Origin of the sequence: Nocardiopsis sp. CNR-923 (assembly GCF_001942255.1) — a bacterium.
In the GTDB taxonomy this organism is placed as follows: Bacteria; Actinomycetota; Actinomycetes; order Streptosporangiales; family Streptosporangiaceae; genus Nocardiopsis.
Genome location: NZ_MKKC01000087.1, coordinates 131,636 through 157,148 on the forward strand (window position 1 = coordinate 131,636; position 25,513 = coordinate 157,148).

At 72.1% G+C, this 25,513-nt stretch carries 11 protein-coding genes and 10 pseudogenes; 12 read left to right on the forward strand and 9 right to left on the reverse strand.

All coding sequences use genetic code 11. The features are described 5' to 3' along the window. Positions 1–24: 24 nt before the first annotated feature. The 3 genes and pseudogenes from BJF83_RS14580 to hrcA all read right to left on the reverse strand — a co-directional run bounded on the left by BJF83_RS14580 (position 25) and on the right by hrcA (position 2,913). Positions 25–762 (reverse strand): 16S rRNA (uracil(1498)-N(3))-methyltransferase, encoded by a 738-nt coding sequence (locus BJF83_RS14580; RefSeq protein ID WP_075926720.1) that lies wholly within the window; start codon positions 760–762, stop codon positions 25–27. Beyond that, positions 759–1,896, reverse strand: a pseudogene (dnaJ, locus tag BJF83_RS14585) (molecular chaperone DnaJ). The gene BJF83_RS14580 and the pseudogene dnaJ overlap by 4 nt, the downstream one beginning before the upstream one ends. A 4-nt stretch (positions 1,897–1,900) precedes the next feature. After that, a pseudogene (gene hrcA / locus BJF83_RS14590) lies at positions 1,901–2,913 on the reverse strand (heat-inducible transcriptional repressor HrcA). A gap of 216 nt (positions 2,914–3,129) precedes the next feature. Between hrcA and BJF83_RS14595 the strand changes: the two are divergent. Beyond that, positions 3,130–3,968, forward strand: a pseudogene (locus BJF83_RS14595) (DUF3097 domain-containing protein). On the opposite strand, the gene BJF83_RS26805 reads toward BJF83_RS14595, so the two are convergent. Beyond that, the gene (locus BJF83_RS26805) at positions 3,965–4,777 is read right to left on the reverse strand and encodes a hypothetical protein (RefSeq protein ID WP_143831895.1); all 813 of its coding nucleotides are present in this window, start codon (positions 4,775–4,777) and stop codon (positions 3,965–3,967) included. The pseudogene BJF83_RS14595 and the gene BJF83_RS26805 sit on opposite strands and share 4 nt — an antisense overlap. Here BJF83_RS26805 and BJF83_RS14605 point away from each other — a divergent pair. Beyond that, a complete protein-coding gene (locus tag BJF83_RS14605; RefSeq protein WP_075926760.1) occupies positions 4,766–5,095 on the forward strand; it encodes a DUF4870 domain-containing protein in 330 nt (109 codons plus the stop codon). The two genes, BJF83_RS26805 and BJF83_RS14605, sit on opposite strands and share 12 nt — an antisense overlap. Positions 5,096–5,140: 45 nt before the next feature. Then, a complete protein-coding gene (locus tag BJF83_RS29250) occupies positions 5,141–5,647 on the forward strand; it encodes a DUF4870 domain-containing protein (protein WP_075926722.1) in 507 nt (168 codons plus the stop codon). A gap of 41 nt (positions 5,648–5,688) precedes the next feature. Here BJF83_RS29250 and hemW read toward each other — a convergent pair. Together hemW and BJF83_RS14620 are read right to left on the reverse strand one after the other, a co-directional pair. Next, positions 5,689–6,920: pseudogene (gene hemW, locus BJF83_RS14615) on the reverse strand (radical SAM family heme chaperone HemW). 71 nt (positions 6,921–6,991) lie between these two features. Next, positions 6,992–8,071: a LacI family DNA-binding transcriptional regulator gene (locus BJF83_RS14620; RefSeq protein WP_075926723.1), complete on the reverse strand. Its 1,080-nt coding sequence runs from the start codon at positions 8,069–8,071 to the stop codon at positions 6,992–6,994. A 96-nt stretch (positions 8,072–8,167) separates the two neighbouring features. Here BJF83_RS14620 and BJF83_RS14625 point away from each other — a divergent pair. The 4 genes and pseudogenes from BJF83_RS14625 to BJF83_RS14640 all read left to right on the forward strand — a co-directional run bounded on the left by BJF83_RS14625 (position 8,168) and on the right by BJF83_RS14640 (position 13,848). Next, positions 8,168–9,765 (forward strand): annotated as a pseudogene (locus BJF83_RS14625) (glycoside hydrolase family 13 protein). Between the two features lie 320 nt (positions 9,766–10,085). Next, positions 10,086–11,328 (forward strand): annotated as a pseudogene (locus BJF83_RS14630) (extracellular solute-binding protein). 2 nt (positions 11,329–11,330) lie between these two features. After that, a pseudogene (locus BJF83_RS14635) lies at positions 11,331–12,946 on the forward strand (ABC transporter permease subunit). Continuing rightward, complete coding sequence (locus BJF83_RS14640; RefSeq protein ID WP_075926724.1) at positions 12,943–13,848, forward strand: sugar ABC transporter permease; 906 nt, start codon at positions 12,943–12,945, stop codon at positions 13,846–13,848. The pseudogene BJF83_RS14635 and the gene BJF83_RS14640 overlap by 4 nt, the downstream one beginning before the upstream one ends. A gap of 45 nt (positions 13,849–13,893) precedes the next feature. On the opposite strand, the pseudogene lepA reads toward BJF83_RS14640, so the two are convergent. Further along, positions 13,894–15,727 (reverse strand): annotated as a pseudogene (gene lepA / locus BJF83_RS14645) (translation elongation factor 4). A gap of 252 nt (positions 15,728–15,979) precedes the next feature. On the opposite strand from lepA, the pseudogene BJF83_RS14650 reads away from it, so the two are divergent. The 5 genes and pseudogenes from BJF83_RS14650 to holA all read left to right on the forward strand — a co-directional run bounded on the left by BJF83_RS14650 (position 15,980) and on the right by holA (position 22,155). Next, positions 15,980–16,953 (forward strand): annotated as a pseudogene (locus BJF83_RS14650) (hypothetical protein). A gap of 219 nt (positions 16,954–17,172) precedes the next feature. Next, positions 17,173–17,442 carry a 30S ribosomal protein S20 gene (gene rpsT / locus BJF83_RS14655; RefSeq protein ID WP_075926725.1) on the forward strand — a complete coding sequence of 90 codons (270 nt, stop codon included), beginning with the start codon at positions 17,173–17,175 and terminating at the stop codon, positions 17,440–17,442. A 138-nt stretch (positions 17,443–17,580) separates the two neighbouring features. After that, positions 17,581–18,744, forward strand: coding sequence for a ComEA family DNA-binding protein (locus tag BJF83_RS26090; RefSeq protein WP_083678537.1), 1,164 nt, complete (start codon positions 17,581–17,583; stop codon positions 18,742–18,744). 5 nt (positions 18,745–18,749) lie between these two features. Then, positions 18,750–21,092, forward strand: coding sequence for a ComEC/Rec2 family competence protein (locus BJF83_RS14665; protein ID WP_075926761.1), 2,343 nt, complete (start codon positions 18,750–18,752; stop codon positions 21,090–21,092). Between the two features lie 100 nt (positions 21,093–21,192). Beyond that, complete coding sequence (holA, locus tag BJF83_RS14670; RefSeq protein WP_075926726.1) at positions 21,193–22,155, forward strand: DNA polymerase III subunit delta; 963 nt, start codon at positions 21,193–21,195, stop codon at positions 22,153–22,155. Positions 22,156–22,283: 128 nt separating this feature from the next. Here the strand turns inward: holA and BJF83_RS14675 are convergent. Both BJF83_RS14675 and hflX read right to left on the reverse strand, forming a co-directional pair. Next, a pseudogene (locus tag BJF83_RS14675) lies at positions 22,284–23,491 on the reverse strand (amidohydrolase family protein). 375 nt (positions 23,492–23,866) lie between these two features. After that, positions 23,867–25,393 (reverse strand): GTPase HflX, encoded by a 1,527-nt coding sequence (hflX, locus tag BJF83_RS14680; RefSeq protein WP_075926727.1) that lies wholly within the window; start codon positions 25,391–25,393, stop codon positions 23,867–23,869. Positions 25,394–25,513 lie beyond the last annotated feature (120 nt).

Consider the following 25,513-nt stretch of genomic DNA (forward strand, 5'->3'; position numbering starts at 1 on the left):
CGCCTCCGTGGACGCGGCTTCCCCTCACCAGCGGCCGGCGCGCGCCTGGAGCACCGACAGCGCGGCCACACCGGCGGTGGAGGTGCGCAGGACCGTCGGGCCCAGCAGGGCGGGGACGGCTCCGGCCGCGGTGAAGTCGTCCAATTCGGCGTCGGAGAAGCCGCCCTCGGGTCCGACCACCAGGACGATTCCCGTCCCGTCGCCCCGGGGCAGGTCCAGCTCGGCCAGACGCCGGGGGCCGTCCTCGTGCAGGACGACCGCGAGGTCGGCCTCGGCCAGCAGCGTCGTCACGGCCGTGCGGTCGGCGAGGTCGGCCACCCGTGGCAGGCGCCCCCGCCGCGCCTGCTTGGCGGCCTCCCGGGCGGTGGCGCGCCACTTGCCCAGGGACTTGGCCGCCCGGTCGCCCTTCCAACGGGTGACGCACCGCTCAGCCGCCCAGGGCACGACGGAGTCCACCCCGGCCTCGGTCATCATCTCCACGGCCAGTTCGCCGCGGTCGCCCTTGGGCAGGGCCTGGACGACGGTCAGGCGCGGGCTGGGCTCGGGCTCGTCCCAGCGGTCGAGCACCCGGCAGACGATGCCGTCCTTGGCGGCCTCGGTCACCGTGCAGCGCGCACGCCGACCGAGGCCGTCGGACAGGTCCACCGTCTCGCCCTCGCGGATCCTGCGCACGACGGCCGCGTGTCGTCCCTCCGGACCCGACACCTCGATCCGGTCGGCCGCCATGTCAGCGGTCTCGACCAGGAAGACCGGCGGGGTCACTTGGCTCCGAAGGCGTCGCGGAGCTTGGCGAACAGGCCGCCGTGACCGGGGCTGAACCGGCCCGGCGACTGATCCTCTCCGCGAAGCTCGGCGAACTTGCGCAGCAGGGCCTCCTGCTCCTCGTCGAGTTTGGAGGGGGTCTCCACGTCGACGCGGATGCGCAGGTCGCCCCGACCGCCTCCGTCCAGGTGGGTGACGCCCTTGTTCGGAAGGGTGATGACGTGGCCGGAGTTGGTGCCGGGGCGCAGGTCGATGTTCTCCGTGCCGTCGAGGGTGTCGAAGGCGAAGGAGGCGCCCAGCGCGGCCGCCGTCATCGGAACGGTCACCGTGCAGTGGAGGTCGTCGCCCCGGCGCTCGAACGTGGGGTGGGGGCGCTGGAGGATCTCCAGGATGATGTCGCCGCGCGGTCCGCCGTTGGGGCCGACCTCGCCCTCGCCCGCGAGCTGGATGCGGGTGCCGTCGTCGACGCCGGCGGGGATCTTGACCGTGCGGGTCACCTTCTCCCGTACCCGGCCCTCGCCCGCGCAGTCGGCGCAGGGGTCGGTGATGACCGTGCCCTGGCCCGAGCACTGCGGGCAGGGGCGCGAGGTCATGACCTGGCCGAGGAAGGAACGGGTCACCTGGGAGACCTCGCCCTGGCCGTGGCACATGTCACAGGTGGTGCGGTGCGATCCGGAGGCCGTGCCCTCCCCCTGGCAGGTCTCGCACAGGATCGCCGTGGGGAAGGTGATGTCCTTGCTGACGCCGAAGGCGGTCTCCTTCAGGTCCAGCTCCACGCGGATCTTGATGCTGCGTCCGCGACGCACCCGTTCACGCGGGCCCCGCCCGCCAGGCTGACCGCCGCCGAAGAACGCGTTCATGATGTCGTCGAACGCGAACCCGCCCGCGCCGCCGAAGCCGCCGGGGCCGCCGCCCGCCGGGGCGTAGGGTCCTGGCCCATGTCGAACATCCGGCGCTTGTTCTCGTCGGAGAGGACCTCGTAGGCTGGGTCACCTCCTTGAAGCGCTCCTGGGTGGCGGGATCCGGGTTGATGTCCGGATGCAGCTCGCGTGCGAGCCGACGGTACGCCTTCTTGATCTCGTCCTTGGACGCGTCACGACGCACCCCGAGAACCTGGTAATAGTCTCTGGCCACTGAGTTACTGTCCTGCCAAAATCTGTCCGACATACCGGGCCACCGCGCGTACGGCGCCCATCGTTCCCGGGTAGTCCATCCGGGTGGGACCCACGACTCCGATCTTGGCCAGCGACTGGTTTCCCACGCCATAGTCGGCCGACACGATGGAGGTGGACCGCAGACCCTCGTGGAAGTTCTCCTCACCGATGCGCACGGTCAGCATCGAAGGGTCTTTCGCCTCACCCAGCAAACGGATGAGGACCATGCTCTCTTCCAGTGCTTCCAGAACGTCCCGCAGACTGGCCGCGAAGTCCACCGCCGCGAGGTTGGCGGTCCCGGCCAGGACGATCTTCTCCTCGTGCCGCTCGACCAGGCTCTCCAACAGGACCGAGAGGACCGAGACGGCCATGGGACGGTGTTCTGGGTCGATCTGGGCGGGGAGGTCGTCCACCGCGTCCGGGACGTCTCCGAGGGGAAGTCCCGCGATGGCCCGGTTCAGCATGGAGCGCAGATCGCCGACCGCGCTCTCGCTGATCTCGCCCGCGCCGTCGATGACCCGCTGCTCGACCCGGCCCGTGTTGGTGATGACGACCATCATCAGCCGCGTCGCTCCCAGGGGAACCAGTTCCACGTGCTGCACCGACGAGCGGGTCAGGGAGGGGTACTGGACGATCGCGACCTGTCGGGTGAGCTGGGCGAGCAGGCGCACCGTGCGCGCGATGATCTCGTCGAGGTCCACGGCCCCGATGAGGAAGGACTCGATCGCCCGCCGTTCGGCCGCCGAGAGCGGCTTGACCGAGGACAGGCGGTCGACGAAGAGGCGGTAGCCCTTGTCGGTCGCACACGCCCAGCGCTGGTGTGCGGCTGGGTGATGTAGCCGTCCTCCTCAAGGGCGACCATGTCGTTGCGGATGGTCGCGGGTGAGACCCCGAGGCGGTGCCGGTCGGCGAGAGCCTTGGACCCCACGGGCTCGTTGGTGTTGACGAAGTCCTCGACGACCGCACGCAGCACAGCGAGCTTGCGCTCATCCAGCAACTCGCCACCTCCTGGCACTCCGTGGTCTTCAGTGCTAATTCTATGCCCGGCCGCAAACGCGGTCGGCTACCCATGGGTAGTAACGCGGCCCACGATCCCCGATCTTCCCTCCCGGACCGGCCGTGCGCCCGTCGGCCACGCGGTCGTCGGCCGTGTCGGCGGCCACACCCGAGCGCCGCACGGGGAACGGCCCCCGCACCAGTAGACTGCACGACCGTGGCTACCAAGGGAACCGGCCGCTACGGCCGCGACGTGCTGGCCGAGGACTGGCGGCGACCCGGGAGGCGCGCGGTCCGCCAGACGCCGCTGAGCCGGGACCTGGTCGTCGAGGACGTCGAGGAGACCTTCTGCGGCGCGTGGTGGCCTGGGACAAGGCGACCGTGACCCTGGAGGACCGGCACGGCCGCCGCCGTGTGTTCGACCTGGAGCCGGCGGCGTTCCTGGTGGACGGCGAGCCGGTCACCCTCGTCCGCCCCGGGGGCGCGCCGAGGGGACCGCTGCGCAGCGCCTCGGGCTCGACCGCGGTGACGGACGCCCGGGCGCGCACGGCACGTGGGAGCCGCATCTACGTCGAGGGCGCGCATGACGCCGAGTTGGTCGAGAAGGTCTGGGGCCACGACCTCCGGGTGGAGGGCGTGGCCGTGGAGTTCCTCGGGGGCGTCGACGACCTGCCGGCGATCGTGGCGGAGTTCGCGCCCGGCCCCGGCCGCCGGTTGGGCGTCCTGGTGGACCATCTCGTGCCCGGGTCCAAGGAGAGCAGGATCACCGATCGGATCCGCGGCGAACACGTGCTGGTGACCGGGCACCCCTACGTCGACGTCTGGCAGGCGGTGCGGCCCCGGAGCGTGGGCATCGCCGCCTGGCCGGAGGTGCCCCGGGGAATCCCCTGGAAGGAGGGGGTGGTGCGGGCCCTGGGTTGGCGGCTGGAGACCGGTGAGGCCTGGCGCCGGATCCTGGGGGCGGTCCGTTCGTACGCCGACCTGGAACCGTCTCTTCTCGGCCGCGTGGAGGAGCTCATCGACTTCGTTACGGGACCGCATCCCGGCGAACACTAAAATTCACACCGGGCGACGGCGAGGACGCCCCGCGTCAGGTCGTGCCGGTCGCCCGCCTCGGGCCCTCCGCGGCCGTCGGCGCGGCCCCCAGACAACAACCGCCCCTGAGCAGCGGAGCCAAGGAACAGCATGAGCCAGACCCCGACGAACCCCCCGTCCCCGGAGGACCCGCAGGGCCAGCCGCCGGAGCAGCCCCAGTGGCCGCGGAACAGCCGGACCAGGGCCAGGACCCCGGGTACGCACAGCAGCCGCCCGCCCAGCCCGGCCAGGCCCAACCATCCGGTGGGCAGCCGCCGTACGCTCCGCGGCCGGAGGTCGCGCAGCCGCAGCTCCCGGGGTACGCGCAGCCTGGCGCCGCGCAGCCCTACGGCGGACACCCCGGTGACGCGCAGCCCTACGGCGGCCAGTCCCCTACGCCCCCCAGCCCGACCAGGCGCAGCCCCAAGCCCACCCCCAGCAGCCCGCTCCGGGCCAGGCGGGGCAGCAGTTCCAGGGCCAGCCGGGCTTCGCCGCCGCCGCCAGGCCCCCCGGGGCAGGCGTACGCTCCGCAGCCGTCCGCCCAGCCCGGGCAGGCCCAGCCGCCCGGTGGGCAGCCGCCGTACGCCGCGCCCCCGCACTCCTATGGGCAGCAGCTCGCCGCCGCCCAGTCCGGTTACGCTCCCTACGCGCCCCAGCCCGGCCAGCCCGGATTCGGCCAGCCCCAGCCCCCGCTGTTCCCCGGCGCCCAGGCGCCGCACGGCCAGCCCGGGCCCTACGGCCAGCCGCCCGCGCAGGATGACGACGGGGCCCTCGTGTCGATGATCGCGCACCTGTCCGGGTTCGTGGTCGCCTTCCTCGGCTGGATCCCGCCCCTGGCGATCTACCTCGCCAAACGCGGCCAGTCGCCCGTCGTGCGGCACCACGCGTCGGAGGCCGCCAACTTCCAGTTGACGCTGCTCATCCCCTATGTCTTCGCCTGCGTGGTCTTCATCGGACTGGGTATCTTCTTCCCAGGGCTGTCCTGGATCGGCATCGCCGTGATCGCGCTGATCTGGATCCTCGCGATCGTCCTCGGCGTCCTGGGCGCCTCCAACGCGAACAAGGGAATCTGGTACCGCTACCCGGTGAGCATCCGACTCCTGAAGTAGTCCCCCCATGAGTGCCTGAGTGAGTCAGCACGAAGGGACACCGCCATGTCGCACCCGAACACACCACCTCCCGAGGAACCCGACGACCGGGAGCGGCGACAGCAGGGCCAGGAGGAGACGGGCGGCCAGGCTCAGGGCGGCTACGGCGGCTACCAGCCGGGCGGACCCACGCCCGGCAGCGCCGAGCCCTCGTCGGCCACCAGCGGCCAGCCCAACCAGGCCGAACGGCAGATGGGCCTGATCGCCCACCTGGGCGGCGGTTTGGTCGGATTCTTCTTCTCAGGGTTCGGCTGGCTCGTCCCTCTGATCGTGTACCTGATCAAGAAGGACGAGTCGCCGTTCGTCCGCGACCAGGCGGCGCACGCGCTCAACTTCCAGCTGCTCATCACGATCGGGATCGTGGTGTCCTGGGTGTTGACGCTGGTGATCATCGGCGTGCTGACGTGGATCGTCGTGGCCGTGGTCTGCCTGGTCTTCGGCATCCTCGGCGGCCTGGCCGCCAACCGGGGCGAGTGGTACCGCTACCCGTTCAACGTCACCTGGGTGAAGTAGCCCCGGTCCCGTGCGGGGCCGCCTCCGCGCGGGTGCGCGGATCAGGTCAGGTCGCGGACCACGGCGTCGGCGAGCAGGCGTCCCCTGCGGGTCAGGACGGCGCGACCCGCGTCGTGGGCCGCGGGGTCGAGCAGCCCCTCGGCCACGGCGCGCCGCGCGGCCTGCCTGCCCCGCGGCTCCAACAGGTCGAGCGGGCACCCCCGTTCCACCCGCAGTTCCAGCAGGACGCGCTCGAACCGGCGCTCCCGCGCGGTGAGCACCTCGCGCGCCTGGCCCGGGCTCGACCGCGCCGCCAGCCGCGCCGCGTGGGCGGCGGGGTGCTTGACGTTCCACCACCGGGTGCCGCCCACGTGGCTGTGCGCCCCCGGGCCGACACCCCACCAGTGGCCGCCGGTCCAGTAGAGGAGGTTGTGCTCGCTGCGGCTTTCCGGGCTGCGCGCCCAGTTGGACACCTCATAGGGCGTGAACCCGGCCTTGGCGAGGGCTTCGTCGGCCATGAGGTAGCGGTCGGCCAGGGCGTCGTCGTCGGGAGCGGCGAGTTCTCCCCTGCGAACGCGCGCGGCCATGCGGGTGCCCTCCTCCACGATGAGCGAGTAGGCGGAGACGTGGTCGGGTTCGGCGGACAGCGCGGCCTCCAGGGAGCTGCCCAGTCGTCGTCGTCCTCGCCGGGGGCGCCGTAGATCAGGTCCAGGTTGACGTGCTCGAACCCGGCCTCGCGTGCCCACTTGACGCACCGCTCCGGACGTCCCGGGGTGTGCCCGCGCTCCAGGACGCGCAGCACGTGCGGTCGGGCGCTCTGCATGCCGAAGGAGACACGCGTGAACCCGGCCCCGCGCAGCCGCGCCAGGTAGTCGGGGTCCACGGTCTCCGGGTTGGCCTCCGCGGTCAGCTCGGCGCCGGCGGCCAACCCGAAGCGGTCGCGGATCGCGGCGACGATCCGGCCCAGATCCTCGGCGGCCAGGACCGTGGGGGTTCCACCGCCGAAGAACACCGTGCTCACCGCGGGACGGTCGCCGCGCAGGACCCGGTCGGCCAGCTCGACCTCGGCGATCGCCTGGTCGGCGTAGGTCTCGCGGGAGGCGGTGGCCGTCCCGTCCCGCGAGACCAGCTCGTCCGCGGTGTAGGTGTTGAAGTCGCAGTAGCCGCAGCGCGTGACGCAGAACGGCACATGGACGTAGAACCCGAGCGGGCGGTCGCCGAGTTCGGCGAGGGAGGACGCGGGAAGTTCCCCGCTCCTCGGGACGGGTTCGCCGTCGAGGGCAACGGAAGGCATGTCCCCAGTGTCGCCGACCCGGCGGCGTGCCCGGGTCGGCGTGGCGGAGGGGCCGACCTCGCGGTCCCCACCTACGCGCTGGCGGACTCCACGGCGCCGCCGGCGTTGGCGGACTCGGCGATCCGCGGCTGGACCGGAGCGGCGGCGCGGAGCGGGGCCACGGCGGTGGAACCGCGCACGATCAGCTCGGGGTCGAACAGGTACTCGGTGTGGGAGACGTGGTGTCCGGCGATCTCGTCGCACAGGGCGCGGACGGCGGCGAGCGCCATCGCGTTGACCGGCTGGCGGACCGTGGTCAGCGGCGGGTCGGTGAACGCGATGAGCTGGGAGTCGTCGAAGCCGACCACCGAGAAGTCCTCGGGGACGCGCAGTCCCCGCTGGCGGGCGGCGCGGATGGCGCCCAGGGCCATCATGTCGGAGCCGCAGACCATGGCCGTGACGCCGCGCTCGATGAGGCGGGCGGCGGCGGCGTGGCCGCCCTCGACCCCGAACAGGGACAGTTCCACGAGGTCCTCGCCGTCCAACCCGTGCTGGGCCAGCGTCTGGTGGTAGCCGTCGAGTTTGCGGCGGACGGGGACGTAGCGCTCGGGGCCGCTGGTGAAGCCGATCCGTGTGTGGCCCAGGGCGACCAGGTGGTTGACGGCCAGGCGTCCGGCCTCCCGGTCGTCGCAGGAGATGAAGGCCGCGGGGATGGCGTCGGCGAACCCGTTGACGAGCACGATGGGCAGGCGGCGCGACACGAGCGCCTGGTAGCGCTCGTGGGAGGCGGAGGTGTCGGCGTGGCGCCCGGAGACGAAGAGGATGCCGGAGACGTTGCGCTCCAGCAGGAGTTCGACGTACTCGTCCTCCGTTATCCCGCCGGGGGTCTGGGTGCACAGGACCGGGGTGTAGCCGCGCTGGGCGAGGGCGCCCTCCGCGGCCTGGGCGAACATCGGGAAGACCGGGTTCTCCAGTTCGGGGATGACCATCCCGACGAGTCCCGCCGAGCGCTGGCGCAACCGGGCGGGCCGCTCGTAGCCGAGGACGTCCAGCGCCGTCAGGACGGCCTTGCGCGTGTCACTTCCGACACCGGGCTTGTCGTTGAGCACTCGCGAGACGGTCGCTTCGCTGACACCTGCGTGCCGCGCGATGTCGGCAAGTCGTGGACCCATGCGGACAACTCTAGTCGAGATCACCGTCACATGACCGCAAGTAGGCGGTAATCTTGCGCAAGAAGTTGCAGAAGTCCACAGGGAAGGATCCCCGTTTTGCTCCAGGCACACTGGTGGCGCGACGCCGCCATCTACCAGATCTACGTGCGCAGCTTCGCCGACTCCAACGGCGACGGGGAAGGCGACCTGGCCGGGATCCGTGAACGCCTCCCCCACCTCGTCGAGCTCGGTGTCGACGCCCTCTGGCTGACGCCCTTCTACGTGTCCCCGCTCGCCGACGGCGGGTACGACGTCGCCGACTACCGCGACGTCGACCCCAGGTTCGGCACCCTGAAGGACTTCGACGCCCTTCTCCTCGCCGCCCACGACCTCGGCGTGCGCGTGATCATCGATGTCGTGCCCAACCACTCCTCGTCGGCGCACCGCTGGTTCCGCGAGGCCGTGGCCGCCGAGCCCGGCGGCCCCGAGCGGGCCCGCTACCTGTTCCGCGACGGCAGGGGACCGGACGGGGAGCAGCCGCCCAACAACTGGAAGTCGATCTTCGGCGGCCCGGCCTGGACCCGCCTCAAGCGGCCCGACGGCACACCAGAGCAGTGGTACCTGCACCTGTTCGACCCCGAGCAGCCCGACTTCGACTGGACCAACCCGCAGGTCCACGCGGAGTTCGACGACGTGCTCCGGTTCTGGCTGGACCGCGGGGTGGACGGGTTCCGGATCGACGTCGCGCACGGGATGGTCAAGGACCCGGACCTGCCCGACATCGCCGACGACGCCAGGGCCGACCTGCTCGACGGCAGCACGACCCTGCCCTACTTCGACCAGGACGGCGTGCACGGGATCTACCGGCGCTGGGCCGCCATCGCGGCCGAGTACCCGGGCGACCGCGCCTGGTGGCCGAGGCGTGGGTGGAGGACGCCGACCGGGTGGCGCGCTACCTGCGTCCCGACGAGCTGCACCAGGCGTTCAACTTCGAGTACCTGACCGCGCCGTGGGACGCCGGACGTCTGCGCCAGGTCATCGAGCGCTCCCTGGCCGCCAACGGCTCCGTGGGCGCCACCACCACGTGGGTGCTGTCCAACCACGACGTGACGCGCCACGTCACGCGGTTCGGAGGCGGCGAGCAGGGCCTGCGCCGGGCGCGCGCGGCGACGCTGCTCATGCTGGCGCTGCCCGGGTCCGTCTACCTGTACCAGGGCGAGGAGTTGGGCCTGCCCGAGGTCACCGACCTGCCCGAGGAGGCGCTCCAGGATCCGACGTGGGAGCGGTCGGGCCGCACCGAGCGCGGGCGCGACGGCTGCCGTGTGCCGTTGCCCTGGGAGGAGGGCCCCGCCCCGTACGGCTTCGGCCCCGAGGGCAGTGTGCCCTGGCTGCCGATGCCGGAGGGGTGGGGCGCGCTGGCGCGTTCCGCCCAGCGCGGGGTCGAGGGGTCGACGCTGGAGCTGTACCGGCGTGCGCTGCGGCTGCGGCGCGAGCTGGACGCACTCGGTGACGGGACCATGACCTGGGCGGACGCCCCGGAGGGGGTGTTGTGCTTCGAGCGCGAGCCGGGCGTGCGCTGCGCGGTCAACTTCGGCGACGCGCCGGCCGAGGTCGCCGCGGCGGGCGAGGTGCTCGTCGCCAGCGGCCCGGTGGAGCCGCCCTCGGAGGGCCGTCTGATCCTGCCCGGTGACACGGCGGTGTGGCTGCGGCGCTGAACCGCGCCGACCCCGTTCCGCCCATCCGTCACCCGCCCTCGTCCCCGGGCTCCGCGGGTGACGGGTGGGCGGCGGCCCGCCCGTCGCCCGCCGCAACCGCCCGCGACGGCGGCGCAAGGGAACGGACCGGTGGCTCTCGGCCCGCCATCACCGGACCGTTTCCCGGACGTTTCCGCATCTTTATCCCCAACTCCTGCAAAACCTTTCAAATCTTGCAAGGCATTGCTAATGTCACACCACAGCGCAGGTCCGTGACGGCCCGACCACCGGCCCCTCGCGTGCGCACCCCCATCAGCACCGCCTCCCGGAGGGAAGACACCATGAGATTGCGCAGCGCACCAGCGTTCGCCGGTATCGCAGCGATCGCCCTGATGGCGACCGCCTGCGGCGGCGACGAGGGCGACGCGGGCGAGGCGTCCGGGGGCGGCGAGCTCGTCGTCTGGACCGACCCCGAGCGCGCCGACGCCGTCCAGGCCGCCGCCGGGCAGTTCTCCGAGGCCAACGGAATCAACGTCAGCGTGGACAGCGTGGCTTTCGAGGACATGCAGGGAGACGTGCTCAACGCCCACCAGGCGGGCAACGCCCCGGACGTCTTCATCGGCGCCCACGACTGGACCGGAAACCTGGTGCGCAACGGAGCCGTCCAGCCGGTCGAGCTACCCGAGGACCGGGCGGCGCTGCTCGACGGAACCGCGCTGGAGGCCATGACCTTCGACGGCCGACTCTTCGGAGTCCCCTACGCGCAGGAGAACCTCTTCCTCCTGCGCAACACCGCGCTGGCCCCCGAGGCCCCCGCGACCTTCGAGGAGCTGGTGGAGGCCGGGACCCGGCTCCAGGACGACGGCGAGGTCGGCGAGGTGCTGTCCATGGCGGTCGGCCAGGAGGGCGACCCCTACCGGATGAACACCCTGTTCACCTCGGCCGGGGGCTACCTGTTCGGCCAGGACGGCACCGGCGCCTGGGACCCCTCGGACCTCGGGGTGGGCGCCGACGCGTCGATCGAGGCGATGGAGCGGATCGCCGAGTACGGCGAGGACGGCGCGGGCGTGCTCCGCCGCTCCATCACCACCCAGAACGACGCGGCGCTGTTCTTCGACGAGGAGACCGCCTTCTTCGTCGCCGGCCCCTGGAACCTCGCCGACGCGACGAGTCGGGTGTCGACTACGCGATCAGCCCCGTTCCCGGGTTCGAGGCGCCGGCCCGGCTCGCCCCTACATCGGCTACCAGTCCTTCTTCGTGACCGAGGGCAGCGCCAACTCCGCGCTCGCCGAGGAGTTCGCGACCATCCTCGTCACCGACACCGCGTTCGTCCTGGGTCTGTACGACGCCGACCCGCGCGTCCCCGTCCAGGCCGACGCCCTGCGCAGCGTCTCGGCCGACGACCCCAACGTCGCCGCGATCGCCGAGGCGGGCGCCGAGGGCGTGCCGATGCCGTCCATCCCGGAGATGGGCGAGACCTGGCAGCCCCTCGGCGTCGCCCAGGCCGAGATCATCGGCGGTGGCGACGTGCGCGCGGCCATGGAGGCCGCGGCGCGGACCATCTCCGAGCAGATCGGCGAGTAGGCGTGCCGGTTCCCGCATCCGCCACGGCGAGCGCCCCCGCGAACGGGGCGCCCGCCCGTCCACCGCTGCCGGGCGGGCGCTGGGCCCACGAGGGGTCGCTGGCGGGTCGGATCGTCAAGATCGGTCTCCTGGGCCTGTTCACCGCGCTCGGCGTGTGGGCCGTCCTGCCCCTCTACCTCGCGGACAACTGGCTCGGCCTCGGGCTGGTCGTCGCCGTGGTGGCGCTCGTCTACCACGTCTACCTGTCCCGGCGCACCGTCCCGGCCAAGTACCTGGTGCCCGGCGTCCTGTTCCTGCTGGCCTTCCAGATCCTGCCGGTCCTGTACACGATGAGCACGTCGGTCACCAACATGAGCGACGGGCACCGCGGGGACAAACAGCAGGCGATCAACGCCATCGAGTCCCTGTCCGTGACACGGGCTCCCCACTCCGAGGAGTACGTGCTCACCGTCGCGACCGCCGGTGAGCCGGACACGGGTGAGCTGGTCTTCCTCCTCACCGACGGTGAGGGCGAGGCCTTCGTCGGCGACACAGACGGGCTCCGCGACCTCGGCGCCGCCACCGTCGACGCCGCGGGCAAGGTCACCGAGGCCTTCGGATACACGATCCTGTCCCCCGCACGGGTCAACGCCCGCAGCGCCGAACTGGAGGAGTTCGCCGTTCCCACGGGGAACGGCGCCGGCATCCGCTCCAGCGGTCTGTCCACCGCCTACGCGGGGACGGCGGTCCGCTCCTACGACGCCGGATGCGACTGCGTCACGGACGGCGAGTCGGGAACCGTCTACGTCGCCGACGACGAGCACGGCGCCTTCGTCTCCGAGGACGGCGACCGCCTGCCGCAGGGCTGGCGGGTGAACGTGGGCCTGGGCAACTTCGCCCGGTTCCTGCTCGACCCGACCTTCGCCTCGTCCTTCTTCGGCATCCTGGTGTGGAACATCGCCTTCGCCGTGGCCGTGACCGGCCTGGTGTTCGTGGTCGGTCTGGCCGTGGCGCTGACCCTGCACGTGCCCCGCATGCGCGGCAGGACGGCGTACCGCATCCTGGTCGTCCTGCCCTACGCCATGAGTTCGCTGGCCATGTACCTGCTGTGGCGGGACATGTTCAACACCGACTTCGGGCTGTTCAACCGGATGCTCGGGCTCCAGGTGGACTGGTTCGGCAACGCGTGGAGCGCCCGCGCGGCGGTCATCCTCGCCAACGTGTGGCTCGGGTACCCGTACATGTTCCTCGTGAGCACGGGTGCGCTCCAGGCCATCCCGCGCGACTGGAGCAGGCGGCGCGGATCGACGGCGCCAACGCCTGGCAGGCCTTCCGGCACGTGACGCTGCCCCTGCTCATGGTGGCGATGACACCGATCCTGGTCGCCGTGTTCGCCTTCAACTTCAACAACTTCAACGCCGTGTGGCTGCTCACCCGCGGCGGCCCGCTCTTCTCGGACAACTCCACGGCCGGGGCGACGGACCTGCTCATCACCTACACGTACCGGCTCGCCTTCAACGAGGCCACCGCCCAGTACGGGTACGCCGCCGCGCTGTCGGTGATGATCTTCGTCATCGTCTCGGTGATCTCCGTGGTGAGCCTGTGGCGGAGCAGGGCGCTCAAGGAGGTGGATCGATGACGGCGCGGACCGCAGGGGCCGCACGGCTGCGCCGCGAACGCGGCGCGGCGGCCAGGTTCGGACCGTGGGCGGCACGCCTGGGCTGGCGGCACGCGGTCATGTGGCTGGTCGCGGCCTTCGCCCTCTTCCCCGTGCTGTTCGTCCTCTCGGCCGCGCTCAACCCGCTGGGCACGCTGAGCAGCGCGGAGTTGTGGCCGACTGGCGCGAGCCTGGCCAACGCGCACGACCTGTTCCGGAACACACCGTTCACCACCTGGTACGCCAACTCGCTGTTCTTCGCGCTCGTCAACGCGGCCGTCACGGTGCTGCTCTCGGCGCTGGCCGCGTACGCGTTCAGCCGGATGCGGTTCCGGGGGCGCAGGGTCGGGCTGGTCGGGCTCCTGGTGATCCAGATGTTCCCGCAGTTCCTGGCGATCGTGGCGCTCTATCTGATGTTCTCCGGGATCGGCGAGTACTACCCGGAGATCGGGTTCGACACCCGCTGGGGGCTGCTGCTGGTCTACCTCGGCGGCGCGCTGAGCATCAACACGTGGCTGATGAAGGGCTTCTTCGACACCGTTCCCAAGGAGTTGGACGAGTCCGCGCAGATCGACGGGGCCACCCACGCACAGGTGTTCTTCCGGATCATGCTGCCGCTGGTCACGCCGGTCCTGGCGATCGTGGCGCTCCTGGTGTTCATCTCCACCATCAACGAGTTCCTGCTGGCGAGCGTGTTCCTGCGCGACACCGACGCCAAGACGCTCGGGCTGGGGCTGTACCAACTGGTCGCCTCGCAGCGCAACGCCAACTTCGGGATGTTCGCTGTGGGCGCGGTGCTGCTGTCCCTGCCGACGCTGGCGGTGTTCTGGTTCCTCCAGCGGTTCATCGCCGAGGGCCTGACCTCCGGCGCGGTCAAGGGCTGAGCGAACCGGACCCGCGCGCCCCGACGGGCGCGCGGTCCGGGGAACCTACTTCTTCTTCTTGTCCTCGCCACCGGTGTCGGTGGACAGCGCGGAGATGAACGCCTCCTGGGGGACCTCCACGCGGCCGACCATCTTCATGCGCTTCTTGCCCTCCTTCTGCCTCTCCAGCAGCTTGCGCTTGCGGCTGATGTCACCGCCGTAGCACTTGGCGAGCACGTCCTTGCGGATGGCGCGGATGTTCTCCCGGGCGATGACCCGGGCCGATGGCCGCCTGCACGGGAACCTCGAACTGCTGCCGGGGGATGAGCTCGCGCAGCTTCTTGGTCATCTCCACGCCGTACGTGTAGGCCTTGTCCTTGTGCACGATGGCCGAGAAGGCGTCCACGGCCTCGCCCTGGAGCAGGATGTCCACCTTGACCAGGTCGGCCTCCTGCTCGCCGGTGGGCTCGTAGTCGAGCGAGGCGTAGCCCTTGGTGCGCGACTTGAGGTGGTCGAAGAAGTCGAAGAGATCTCCGCCATGGGGAGGGTGTAGCGCATCTCCACACGGTCCTCGGACAGGTAGTCCATGCCGTGCAGGACGCCGCGCCGCTCCTGGCACAGCTCCATGATCTGGCCGATGTAGTCGGAGGGGCTCAGCACGGTCCCCTTGACGACGGGTTCGAAGATCCTGGCGATCTTGCCGCTGGGGAACTCGCTGGGGTTGGTCACCACGTGCTCGGTGCCGTCCTCCATCTCCACCCGGTAGACCACGTTGGGCGCGGTGGAGATGAGGTCGAGTTTGAACTCGCGCTCCAGGCGGGCGCGGGTGATCTCCAGGTGCAGCAGGCCGAGGAAGCCGCAGCGGAAACCGAAGCCGAGCGCCGCGGAGGTCTCCGGCTCGAACACCAGCGAAGCGTCGTTGAGCTGGAGCTTGTCCAGGGCGTCGCGCAGCACCGGGTAGTCGGTGCCGTCGATCGGGTACAGGCCCGAGAACACCATCGGCTTGGGTTCCTGGTACCCGGCGAGCATGTCGGTCGCGGGCGCGTCAGGGAGGTGATGGTGTCGCCGACCTTGGACTGGCGCACGTCCTTGACGCCGGTGATGACGTAGCCGACCTCGCCCACGCCCAGGCCGTCGCACTTCCTTGGCTCGGGCGAGCTGACACCGATCTCCAGGATCTCGTGCGAGGCCTTGGTCGACATCATCTGGATGCGCTCGCGCGGGCTGAGCCTGCGTCGATCACGCGGACGTAGGTGACGACACCGCGGTAGGTGTCGTAGACGGAGTCGAAGATCATCGCGCGGGCGGGCGCGTCGGCCTCGCCGACGGGCGGCGGCACCTGGTTGACGATCTCGTTGAGCAGCTCCTCGACGCCCTCACCGGTCTTGGCGCTGACCTTGAGCACGTCGGAGGGCTCACAGCCGATGATCCCGGCGAGCTCCTCGGCGTACTTCTCCGGCTGGGCGGCGGGAAGGTCGATCTTGTTGAGCACCGGAATGATGGTGATGTCGTTCTCCAGCGCCATGTACAGGTTGGCGAGGGTCTGCGCCTCGATGCCCTGGGCGGCGTCCACCAGCAGGACGGCGCCCTCGCACGCGGCCAGCGAGCGGGACACCTCGTAGGTGAAGTCGACGTGGCCGGGGGTGTCGATGAGGTCGAGCGTGTAGGTCCTGTCGTCGAGCGCGGTGAACGGGATGCGCACCGCCTGGGACTTGATGGTGATGCCGCGCTCGCGCTCGATGTCCATGCGGTCCAGGTACTGGGCGCGCATCTGGCGGTCCTCGACGACGCCGGTGATCTGGAGCATCCGGTCGGCCAGCGTCGACTTGCCATGGTCGATGTGCGCGATGATGCAGAAGTTGCGGATCAGCGCGGGATCGGTCCAGTTCGACTGTGCCACCGTGCTCCGTTCACAGGTTGGGTCCGGGTCCCGGGCGGGCCCTGGGCTCCGCCCCGCCGCGGCTGGGGCCGACGGCGTCGTCCATCATCCCACGGGGACGGGGTCGTCCTCTCCGGAGACGGTCGCGCCGCATACGGCAGTATGGGGCGCGGGTTCGGGACCGGTGTCCAGATTATGCGACCTGGGACTGGGAACGGGCCGTCGGGAGGCGCGGCGGGCGCGCCGGTTCGAGCGGCGGGGAGGAACGGTCCGTTGAGGTGGTTTCTGACACGCGTGCTGGCCGGGCTGGCGGCCGTCGTGGTGGTGCTGGTGGGGGCCGCGGGGCTTCTGGGGTACCAGTTCACGGGTGAACCGGCGCCGTGGGCGGCGTCACAGGGCGCCGACGCGGCCTGGGTGGGCTCCTGGGAGGACACCGCGGCGCTCGACGCGTTCTGGCGTCCGGCGGGGTGGACACGGTGTACGTGCATGCGGGCGAGATCGACGCCGACGGGGCCGTCGAACGGGTTCCGGACACCGGTGAGCTGCTCTCGTGGCTGGCGAACCGGTACCCGGACGTGCGGGCGCTGGCGTGGCTGAGACACGTGACCGAGGGATCCTCACTGATTCGGGACCGGTTCGACGAGCAGGCCCGGGCGGCGTTGGCGAACGGGGCCGCCGAGGTCGCCGACGACGGGTTCGCGGGGCTGCACCTGGAGATCCGGCCGGTCACCGTGAACGACCCCTCGGTACCGGAACTGATGGGCATGGTGCGCGAGGAACTGGGCGAGGACGCCGTGTTCTCGGTGCAGGCTCAGCACATCGAGTTGGCGCCCGGTGGCCGGGTGCCGTCGTTCGTGGCGGGCGGCGAGGAGAAGTACTGGTCCGCGGGGTACGTGGACCGCGTGACCGAGTACGCGGACGAGGTGGTCCTCCCGGGCGTGGGCGCGGACATGCCCATGGAGTCCCTGTACGGGGGGTTCATGGTGCGGCAGGTGACCGAGGGGGTGACCGCGCTCACCGGCCGGGACGAGGTGACGCTGCGGTTCGGTCTGCCGACCCACACCAGCGGGGAGTGGGGGCCGGTCGAGGACACCGAGTCGGTGGCGACCGCGCTCACCGGCGTGCGTCTGGGGATGACGCGCGTGGAGCCGCCGGAGGGGATGACGCTGGGCGTGGGTCTGTACGTGGCGGACGAGGCCGACGCGGAGGATCTGGCGGTCTACACCTCGGGGTGGCTGCTGACCTAGGGCGTTCGCCGTGGGCACCGGTCGGGCGGTGCGCGAAGTGGTTCGGGCGTGCGGCATACTGGAAGTCCGTGTCTCGGACCTCCGCGTTCGAATTCGAGCCCTGAGGACTCACACACCCTGTGTCGGCGCCCGCGCTGGCCGCTCGCGGTACGGCTGCCCGCGAGCTGAGCCGCCGGTTCGCCCGGCACGATGATCAGATCAACTGGAGCACGTTTTCGCATGGCGAACATCAAGTCGCAGAAGAAGCGCATTCGGCAGAACGAGAAGGCTCGTGTCCGCAACCAGGCGGTGCGCTCTTCGCTGAAGACGGCCATCCGCAGGTTCCGTGAGGCCGCCGAGGCCGGCAACGTCGAGCGTGCCGTCGTCGCCCAGCGCGCCGCCGCGCGTGCGCTGGACAAGGCGCACAGCAAGGGCGTCATCCACAAGAACCAGGCCGCGAACCGCAAGAGCGCGATCGCCAAGCGCCTGCACCAGCTTCAGTCCGTCTAGGACTGAATTACGACGCAGGGCCCGGTCCGGCGAGTTCGCCGGACCGGGCCCTGCGTCGTGCCGCTGCGGGATCGCGCGTTGTCCACAGCCTGGAATCGGCTGCTGACACCGTGTGGGCGCCTTCCTACGGTGGAGGGCATGAGCCTTCAGCGCCGCATCCGACGTGACTCCCGCGCCCCCGATCCCCGCGAGCGACTCCGTGCGCTCTCCCTCGGCCCCGCCGACCCCGGCGGCGGGCCCTGCCCACCGACGGCCGCGCCGCCGACCGGGGTCCCGAGCGCGCCCTACGCCGTGGCCGCTCCCCGGGCCCCGGAACCGGCGGCGGAGGGGCGGTCCCCTCAGCGGGGCCCCGCGACCACGCCCGACGTCCGGCTCCCGCGAGCGAGGGCCACGGCAACACCGGAGACGGCACGGGGCACCAGGTCCGTGACGGCCGACCGGAGGAACCGTCCCCAGTCGGGCGACGTCCACGGCGACCGACGTCCGCCGGACGGTGCGACGGACACCGGGCACGGCCGCCCGGCGGACCCGCAGGAGCCCCCGGCGGCGCACCCCCGGAGGACCCGGCCCCACGCGGACGACGTCCACGGCGAGCGGATCGAACGACCACCGTCGGGGTACGAGGAGTTCCTCCCCGAGCCGCCGGCCTCGGTTCTGGAACGGGTCGCCCGGCGGTGGCGGATCGACGCCGCTCTGTCGCGGCGCGCGGTCCTCGCCCTCCTCGTCCTGGGCCTGATCGCGGTGGGATCGGCTCTGGTGCTCCTGCGTGACCGGCCCGAGGCGGTGACCGCCGAGGCGGTCGCCGCCGCGTCGCCCGCCGGGAGCGTCGGCCCGGGGGAACCCGCCGAGTCGGGCGACCCGGGTGGCGCAGCGCCCGAGGCCGCGCGACCAGGGGAGGACCTGACAGTCCACGTGGGCGGGGAGGTCGCCGAACCCGGGCTGTACACCGTGCCGCCGGGCTCCCGGGTGGCGGACGCCGTGGAGGAGGCGGGCGGTGCGCTGCCCGAGGCCGATCTCGACACCCTCAACCTCGCCCGTCCCCTGGTCGACGGCGAACAGGTGCTCGTGGGCGTGCCGCAGGCGGCGGGCATGGGACCCGCCCAGGGGACACCGGTGGACGTCAACCGGGCCGACGCCGCCACGCTCACCGGTCTGCCCCGGATCGGCGAGGTCATCGCCGCCGAGATCGTCGCGCACCGGGAGGCCAACGGACCCTTCGCCAGCGTCGACGAACTGGTCGAGGTGAACGGCATCGGCGAGCGGACCCTGGAGACCCTCCGGCCACACGTGACAGCGGGGTGAGCGCGGTGACGACATGGCTGGGAACGGACGCGTTCGGTCTGCGACGACCGCCCGACGTGCGACTCCTCCTTCCGGCGGTCATGGCGTGGCTGACGGCGCTGGGCGCGCTGGCGGCGCCGCCCCGGCTGTCGTGGGCCTGCTCGGTGGTCGCGGGTGGCGCCGCGATCGGGGTGTACCTGCGGGCGCGACCGCGGTCGGAGCCGGTGGCCCTCACTCTGGTGGCCGCGCTGGCCTGCTCGGCGACGGTGGCGGCGGTCACCGGCGCCCACGTCGCCCGCGCGACGGGCAGCGCGGCCTCACGGGTGGCAGCCCTGGAGAGGGAGGCGGAGTTCGCGGCGACCGTGCGGACGGACCCGCGGTCCCGGGCGGGTGCTCCCCGGCCTGGGCGCGCGGAGTGGGTGATGGTCGCCCGAACTGCGTGGGTACGCGTCGACGGTCGGCGGACCGTGTCGAGCGCGCAGGTGGTGGTCCTTGCCTCGGGTCCGCGGTGGAACGGCCTGCTGCCGGGCCAGGAGTTCCGCGCCCGCGGCGTCTTCCTCCCCTCCGAGGGCGATCCGCTCACGTCGGCGCTGGTCCTGGTGCGGGGTCCCCCCGAGGCGGTGACGCGGCCGAGCGGCCTCCAGGCGCTGGCCGGCCGGGTCCGAGCGGGGCTGCGCGAGGCTGCCTCCGCACTCCCCCAGCCGGAGCGCGGGCTGCTTCCCGCACTGGTCGTCGGGGACGTGCGGCTCCTGCGCGAGGACACCGCTGAGGACTTCCGTTCGACCGGCATGGCTCACCTGCTGACCGTCTCCGGATCCAATTTGGCGGTGCTCACCGGTTTCGTGCTGGGGCTGGCCCGGTGGCTGCGGGCACCCGTGTGGTGCTCGGTGGCGGGCGGCGCGGTGATGATCTGGCTGTTCGTCCTGGTGTGCCGACCGGAGCCCAGCGTGGTCCGGGCCGCGTTCATGGGATCGCTCGCCCTCCTCGCGCTGGCCACCGGCCGTGCGCACGCCGCCCTCGGGGCGCTGAGCCTCACCGTCCTCGGGGTACTGTTCGTGGCACCCGGGCTCGCGGTCTCCTACGGATTCACGCTGTCCGTGCTGGCCACGGCGGGCATCCTGGCGTTCGTTCCGTCCTGGACCCGGATGTGGTCGCGGTGGCTTCCCCAGCCGGTGGCCGACGCGGTCGCGGTCGCCGTGGCGGCGCAGGTCGCGGTCGCTCCGGTGCTGGTGCTGCTCTCGGCGGAGGTGTCGTGGGTGGCCGTTCCCGCCAACGTGCTGGCGGCCCCGGTCGTGGCCACGGTGACGGTCGCCGGGTTCGTGCTCGCGGCCCTGTCCGTGCTCTGGCCGACTGCCGCTGCGGTCGCCGCGCATCCGCCCGGGTGGGGTGTGGCGTGGATCGCGTGGGTGGCGGAGACGGGGGCGGGGGTGCCGCACGGAGCGCTCCCCTGGCGTTCGGACGCGGTGGGCGCACTCGTCCTGGCGGGGATCCTGCTCATCCTGGTGTCGGCGCGGGGGTGGCTGCTGCGCGTGGCGGCGGCGATCGTCGTCGCGGTGCTGCTCCTGTTCCTGGCGGTGCGGTGCGTCCCCGGCGACTGGCCGCCGCAGGGGTGGGACCTGGTCGCCTGCGACGTGGGGCAGGGGGACGGGTTCGTGCTGTCGGCGGGCGCCGGGTCGGCGATCGTGGCCGACACCGGCGAGGACCCGGCCGTGATCGACGCGTGCCTGACCCGACTGGGTGTGCGGGAGGTCCCGCTCCTGGTGCTCAGCCACGACCACGCCGACCACGTGGACGGGACACCGGGCGTCCTGCGGCACCGCCGGGTCGGGGCGGCGCTGGTCCCGCACGGCTTCGGCGACACCGCGATGGGCCGCGCGCTCGCCGAGGACGAGGTGGAGCTGTGGGCGGGCCGACGCGGGCAGTCCTTCCGGGTCGGCCCCTGGCTCCTGCGTGTGCTGTGGCCGCCGCCGGGCTACGCCGGGTCGGTCAACGACGGATCCGTGGTGGTGCGTGCGGACGGCGCCTCCCTGTCGGTGCTGCTGACGGGTGACATCGAGGAGCAGGCCCAGAGAAGGATGCTCGCGGGGCCGGATGCCGGGCTGCTGCCGGTGACCGTCCTCACCGCGCCGCACCACGGCGCGAACACCCAGGACCCGGACTTCCTTGCGGCCACCGAACCTGTGGTCACGGTGACGTCGGTGGGCGAGGACAACGCCTACGGGCATCCCTCCCCGTACACGTGGGCCCTGCTGGAGCGGCTGGGGCGGATCAACCTGCGCACCGACCGGGACGGGGACGTCGCCGTCCTCGACGGTGGTGGGACCGGTCCCGTCCGGGTCGTGGCGCGGGGCCCGGCCCCCGGCCGGTGACCGTGCGGCGTGCCCCGCCCGTCCACGGCGCGGGCACCGAAGGGGGCCGCTGGCGGTGGACCGAGCCCGGTCGGTCGGTGGACCGTGGCATCCTCGGAGTATGCCTGCACCCGCCCCTGTCACCGTCATCGTCGGCACCGAGGAACTCCTCGTCGACCGCGCCGTGGCCGCAGCGGTCGCCGCGGTCCGCGCGACCGACCCCGACGTCGACGTCCACGACCTCCTGCCCGCCCAGGTGGGCCCGTCCACGCTGGTCGAGGTCACCTCGCCCTCCCTGTTCGGCGACCGCAGCGTCGTGGTGCTGCGCTCCGCCCACGACCTGACCAAGGACCTGGCGGCGACCGTCTCCGACTACCTCACGGCGCCGGCCGACGACGTCCACCTGGTCCTCACCCACGCCGGGGGCGCCAAGGGCAAGGCCTTGCTCCAGGCCGCGGTGAAGGCGGGCGCCCAACGGGTCGACTGCAAGGGGCCGACCAAGGGCTCGGAGCGGGTGGCGTTCGTCAAGGGCGAGTTCTCCGCCGCCGGGCGACAGATCACGCCGGACGCGGCGCAGGCTCTGGTCGACGCGGTGGGAACCGAACTCCGGGAGATCGCCGCCGCGTGCACGCAGCTCGTCGCCGACGCCCAGGGCCGGGTGGACGCCGCCGCAGTGGCCCGCTACCACTCCGGAAGGGCCGAGGCGTCCGGGTTCTCGGTCGCGGACCGCGCCGTCGAGGGCCGCCTGCCGGAGGCGCTGGAGCAGCTGCGCTGGTCGCTGGCCGTGGGCACCGCCCCGGTACTGATCAACAGCGCCCTGGCGGGTGCGGTGCGCGGTATCGCCGTAGCCGCCCAGCCGCAACGGGGCACGAGTGAGGCGGAGCTGGCCAAGCGGGCCAAGGTGCCGCCGTGGAAGATGCGCACGCTCCGCCAGCAGGCACGCGGTTGGTCCCCGGCCGGAATCACCCGCGCCATGAGCGTGGTCGCCGAAACCGACGCGCTGATCAAGGGCGCCGGACGCGATCCCGAGTACGCCCTGGAGCGCGCCGTGATCGAGATCGCCCGCGCCCGCGGCACCCGCTGACCCCCGGCCCGGCCACGGGCCAGCGGAACCACGCCGAGGGTGGTCGGGCGCACCGGCTGGCGGCGGTCCTGGAAGCCACCGGCAAGACGGCGCCGCGCCGAGGACGACCATCGAGCGTGGCGGGCGGGCTAGTTGATCGCCCGCCCTCCGTGCCACACACGCAGGGCGTTCAGGCCCATTGACCAGGCGAACGCGCCCTCGTGGTCGGCGTCCCACTGCACGAGGTCCGCCACACTGCCCGGCGTGAGCGTTCCCCGGTCGGGGAGACCGAGCGCCCGCGCCCCACCCCTGGTGGCCGCGTTGAGCGCCTCGTGGACCGTCATCTCGAACATCGAGATCGCCAGCGAGATGATCAGCGGCATCGACGTGGCCCCGGACTGGCCCGGATTGTGGTCCGTCCCCAGCCCGACCGGCACCCCGTGGTCGAGCAGCGTGCGCACCGGCGGGGTCCGGCGCTCGTGCAGCGACGTGGTGGGGCAGGCCACCACCGGCGTCCGGGTGGCGGCCAGCGCCAGGACGTCCTCGTCGTCGGTCTCGTGCAGCAGGTCCACCGAGGAACACCCCAACTCGGCGGCCATCCGCACGGCCCCGTGGCGGGGGCGCGAGCAGGCGTGCAGGGTCGTGCGCAACCCCACCGACTGGCCCACGCTCAGCAGCATGTGCGCGTCGTCGGTGGTGAACTGCTGGTTGTCGCAGTACACGTCCACCCCGTCGGCACCGGCCATCGCGGCGTCGTTCAGCCACGAGGCGGCCGTGCTCACGTACTCCTTGGGGCGTCCGAAGAACTCCGGCGGCACCCCGTGCGCGGGGAAGAACGTCACGTGCAGGCGCGGCATCCCCGGTTCCTCCTCCAGGGACCGCAGCAGGCGCACGTCGGCGAGTTCCCCGTCCCGGGTCAGGTGGTACCCGGTCTTGGCCTCCACCGTGGTGGTGCCCGTGAGCACCCAGTGGCGCAGGCGCTCCCGCACCGCGTTGCACAGCGTCCAGGGGTCGGTCCCACGGGTGATGGTCACCGTGGTCGACACTCCCCCGCCGGCCGCGAAGATGTCCCCCTTGGACGCGCCTTGGCCCACATGTTGACCTCGGCGTACCGGTCGCCCGCGTACACGGGGTGGCAGTGGGCGTCGACCAGTCCCGGAGTGACGAGGCCGCCGCCGATGTTGACGACCTCGTCCACGTCGGTGAGGTCGTCGAACACCCCGGGGATGCGTTGTGGCAGGTCGGCGGCGGGGCCGACCCAGGCCACGCGGTCACCGTTGAGCAGGAGCGCCGCCTTGGTCAGCAGCTCGTTCCCGGTCCACAGCCGACCGATGTTGGTGAGGAGTACCAGCGTCATGGTTCGTGTTCGCCGGTCAGATCCGCCGATGACGGCTGGCGACACGGTCGTGGGGTACACGGGCGGACATAGCGACCTCGTATCTGGAGCGATCCGACTGAGCCGGGGCGGCGGCGGGGCCGCCGAGGGCCGTGTCAGCGGTTGGGGGCGTCGCCTGTCAGAGGGGACGGCGGCCGCTGAGGGCCGGTGCTCCAAAACCGTAGTCCATTCTCCGACCCCCTGTACACCTCCCCTGAGGGACGAATGCGAGTGATTGTCGCCAATACTCGCGAGTCGCCTTGGGTGACGATCGCCACGCTCGCACGAAACGGCCGGGGCGCCCCGGTGGAGCGCCCCGGCCGTCCGGTGTGGTCGCGGGGAGACGTCGCCCCGCCCTCAGGCGGTGCTGGGCGCGTACTCCCCCAGCTTGGCGGCGAGCAGTTCGGGGACGAACGCGTGCAACCGCGTGCCCTCTCCGGTGTGCTCCTCGCTGAGGACCCGCCCCTCCTCGTAGGCCTTGGCGACCAGGTCGCCGCGCGAGTACGGGACCACCGCGCGCACCTCGTGCGCCAGTTCGGGCAGCGCGTCGGCGACCGCGGCGACGAGACCGGACACGCCCTCGCCGGTGCGCGCCGAGACCTCGACGACGTCGGGGTAGCGGCTGCGCAGCACCTTGAGCGTGTCGGGGTCGGCCGCGTCGACCTTGTTGACCACGATCAGCTCGGGAACGTCGGTCGCGTCGATCTCGGCGAAGACCTCGTGGACCGCCCTGATCTGCTGCTCGGGGTCCGGGTGCGCGCCGTCGACCACGTGCAGGATCAGGTCGGAGTCGCCGACCTCCTCCAGGGTGGAGCGGAACGCCTCCACCAGCTGGTGCGGCAGGTGCCGGACGAATCCGACCGTGTCGCTCAGGGTGAAGCCGCGGCCGTCGGGCGTGCGCGCCTGGCGCACGGTCGGGTCCAGGGTGGCGAACAGGGCGTTCTCCACCAGCACCCCGGCGCCGGTCAGCCGGTTGAGCAGGCTCGACTTGCCCGCGTTGGTGTAGCCGGCGATCGCCACCGACGGGACCTCGCGGGTCCGGCGCACGTCGCGCTTGACCTCGCGAGCGGTGCGCATGTGGGCAAGCTGCCTGCGCAGCTTGGCCATCCGGTCGTTGATGCGCCGCCGGTCGGTCTCGATCTTGGTCTCACCGGGGCCGCGCAGTCCCACACCGCCGCCCGAACCGCCGCCGGAGCCGCCGGCCTGCCGGGACAGGGAGTCACCCCAACCGCGCAGCCGCGGGAGCAGGTAGTTGAGCTGGGCGAGTTCGACCTGGGCCTTGCCCTCGCTGCTGCGCGCGTGCTGGGCGAAGATGTCCAGGATGAGCGCGGTGCGGTCGACCACCTTGACCTTGACGACGTCCTCCAGCTGGCGGAGCTGGCCGGGGGTGAGCTCTCCGTCGCAGATGACCGTGTCGGCCCCGGTGGCCTCGACGATGTCGCGCAGTTCGGCGGCCTTGCCCTTGCCGATGTAGGTGGCGGGGTCCGGCTTGGGGCGGCGCTGGGTCAACCCCTCCAGCACGAGCGCCCCGGCGGTCTCGGCCAGGGCCGCGAGTTCGGTGAGCGAGTTGTCCGCGTCGGTCTGCGTGCCTTTGGTCCACACGCCGATGAGCACGACACGCTCCAGACGCAGCGTTCGGTACTCGACCTCGGTGACGTCGGTGAGTTCGGTGGACAGCCCCTGGACACGGCGCAGCGCGTGCCGCTCGGCGAGTTCCATCTCGCCCCGCTCGGGAGCGTCGCGCGAGGCGGTGTCACGACCGCCGTCCGTCTCCTCTGCGCGGTCGAGGAGGTCGTCCGCGTCCCCGGTGGCGATCGCCTCGCGGAACTCGTCCTCGCCCGGGGTTCCGGCCGGGTCGGTTCCGCGGATGTCAGAAGTATTCATATCCCTCCAGGTGGGTCAACGTCTCGGCCGCCGCGGATCTTCCCGGTCGGGCGTGCGCCGGCGGGGTCGTGGGGTCGATGGTCCCACCTCGGCCGCATCCAGGCACGTCATTATCCCGGG